The 2,266-nt window shown below is 47.8% G+C and carries 4 protein-coding genes; 1 reads left to right on the forward strand and 3 read right to left on the reverse strand.

What is annotated here, in order from left to right:
- Positions 1–108: 108 nt before the first annotated feature.
- Positions 109–291 (forward strand): hypothetical protein, encoded by a 183-nt coding sequence (locus JHD69_RS19500; protein WP_233166069.1) that lies wholly within the window; start codon positions 109–111, stop codon positions 289–291.
- Positions 292–312: 21 nt separating this feature from the next.
- On the opposite strand, the gene JHD69_RS19505 is transcribed toward JHD69_RS19500, so the two are convergent.
- The 3 genes from JHD69_RS19505 to JHD69_RS21135 form a co-directional block, all read right to left on the reverse strand.
- On the reverse strand, positions 313–783 hold the full coding sequence (locus JHD69_RS19505; protein ID WP_199142010.1) for a DUF1579 family protein: 471 nt from the start codon (positions 781–783) through the stop codon (positions 313–315).
- A gap of 51 nt (positions 784–834) precedes the next feature.
- A complete protein-coding gene (locus JHD69_RS19510; RefSeq protein WP_199142011.1) occupies positions 835–2,043 on the reverse strand; it encodes a sensor histidine kinase in 1,209 nt (402 codons plus the stop codon).
- Positions 2,044–2,056: 13 nt separating this feature from the next.
- Positions 2,057–2,266, reverse strand: a 210-nt coding sequence (locus JHD69_RS21135) for a hypothetical protein (RefSeq protein WP_233166071.1), incomplete at its 5' end; no start/stop codon positions are given.

A 2,266-nucleotide genomic window follows, 5' to 3' on the forward strand; every position in this document is an offset into this window, starting at 1 on the left:
CCCCCCCCCCTCTTTCCCCCCCCCCCCCCCCCCCTACATCTACACATGTCGTGGTTCGTCGGCAGCGTCAGATGTGTATAAGAGACAGCGGTACAGGCCTTCGATTTATTGAACCAGAACAATTTTGTAAACCGTACCATTGCCGACGATGGTAGCTATACCGATACGAAAACCAATGCCTTGAGCAGGTATTTTATGGTGAGGGCAAGCATCAGGCTACAGAAATGGACCGGTGCCAAAGGCCGTAATGGCCGTCCGATCATGAGAAGAGGAGATGGTAGTTTCAATTGATAAGGGATAGCGCGTTTTGAGCTATGCTATTTTATGGGCTTTGATTTCGCACAAAGGCTTCCAGGTTTTGCCTACCAGGATTTCCCAGCTTTCGGTAAATGAATCGGTGTCGAATTTAAGGGTGGCGCGTTCTTTTTCTCCCTTGAATTTCCAGCTATCGGGGGTATAGCTAATCTGGTAGCTTTTAATGTTTCCTTGGCTATCGTAATTGGTAATGGCAAAAGAATGGGCATTCTCGTCATGGCTAATGATACCCATGCCTTTATGGTTTTCGAAATCAAAGTAGCGGTCCCATTTATAGCACAAAAAGAAGCCACCCGCCAGCCATTCGTAGGTAACGATGCCTTTTATTTTGGTGGGACTTGTATCGTCAGTGTAGGCAAAACTTTGGCCTTCTATCGCCCATTTGCCTACAAAAGCTTCGAGCGAGGCATGTTCGCGGGTAGGTACTATAATTGGTTTTTCTTCCAGGGGATAGTGTTGTGTTTCCATAATTGCTAAACATTTGACTGCACGAAAAGTTTAGCATTATTGGGCATCTGACTAGTTGAACGAATTGGCTTTGGGTTTGGGCAGGCTGACATAAAAAGTAGTGCCTTTGCCGATTTCGCTTTCGAACCAAATTTGCCCATGTTGCAGTTCGGTGTAGGTTTTGGCTAGTGTAAGGCCTAAGCCAACACCCTTTTCTTTGTTGGTGCCATAGGTGCCCTTATGTTTTAGCGAAAAAACCTGCGATTTTTCCCCTTCTCCAATCCCAATTCCATCATCACTGATTCGGATAAGGCATTGGTCGTGCTGGTCGATGGTTTCGAGTAGAATCGTGCCTCCCTTATGGCAAAACTTGATGGCGTTATTGAGCAGGTTTCTGATAATCAGCTGCAAAAGGTCGGTATCGGCTATGGCAAGCAAGTGTGGCTGTGGCACATAGACGAGGGTGATGTGTTTTTCTCGGGCCAGGTTTTCTTTGAGCTGTATCGTTTTGTGAAGGGCGTCGTGAATGGGAACCGACTTGAGGTTAACCAAGGTGCCACCCATCTGATCTTTAGACCATGAAAGGATGTTCTGCAACATTTCCGAAGTCAGCTTGGTAGAAAGCAGCAATGATTTTTCGATAGCCGCTTTTTCTGCGGCATCCATTTCTACATGGTTCAGTATTGAAAGATAATTTTCTATGGAAGAAAGCGGTGCGTTTAGATCGTGGGCTACGATAGAAAACAGTTTGTTTTTAGTTTCGTTAATTTCTTCCAGCGACGTAAAGCGCTGTTCGGCCAGCCATTTCTCCTTGTAATAGCTTTTTTTTACAAAAACCGTAATGATGGTCATCATCAAAAGTACTTCAAAAACGGTTTGCACATGGTCTAAAAGCCTAGCTTGACGCGTATCGTATAGCTGTTTAACGAGTTCGGGATACTGATATTCCGTAAAAAAAAGGCCGGCGATAACGAATAAAGTGAAAGGAATCCAGATCCAAAACTGCTTGTGGTCGCTTACAATGGTTAAGATAAAAACGATCAGAATAAACGTAAAAAGGTTTACCCCTCCAGAAGCTTCGCTTACAAAATAGGTAATGCCGCAAAGAAAATTAAAGGCAATGGCAAATAGGCCGATGGCAATGCTGAGTCTGCTTTTAAAACGGGAGAGGAAATAGCCAAAAATCAGCAAGACGATTAAAGGCAACATGATGAAACCATAAAATGCCAAGCCAAGCGCAAAATTGATACTGGCGTTGACAGATGCCGTTAGGGCTGCCAAAATGCTTACGGCATTAAAAATGCCTGTCTCTTATACACATCTGACGCTGCCGACGAACCACGACATGTGTTGTTGTGGGTGGGGGGGGGGTGATTAAAAAGGGGGGGGGGGGGGGGGGGGGGGGGGGGGGGGGGGGGGGGGGGGGGGGGGGGGGGGGGGGGGGGGGGGGGGGGGGGGGGGGGGGGGGGGGGGGGGGGGGGGGGGGGGGGGGGGGGGGGGGGGG

Origin of the sequence: Pedobacter sp. ASV12 (assembly GCF_016429155.1) — a bacterium.
In the GTDB taxonomy this organism is placed as follows: domain Bacteria; phylum Bacteroidota; class Bacteroidia; order Sphingobacteriales; family Sphingobacteriaceae; genus Pedobacter.

Bases quoted from the DNA above. Each gene is read 5' to 3' on its own strand.
- JHD69_RS19505 (WP_199142010.1), bottom strand. From the start codon at position 783: ATGGAAACACAACACTATCCCCTGGAAGAAAAACCAATTATAGTACCT.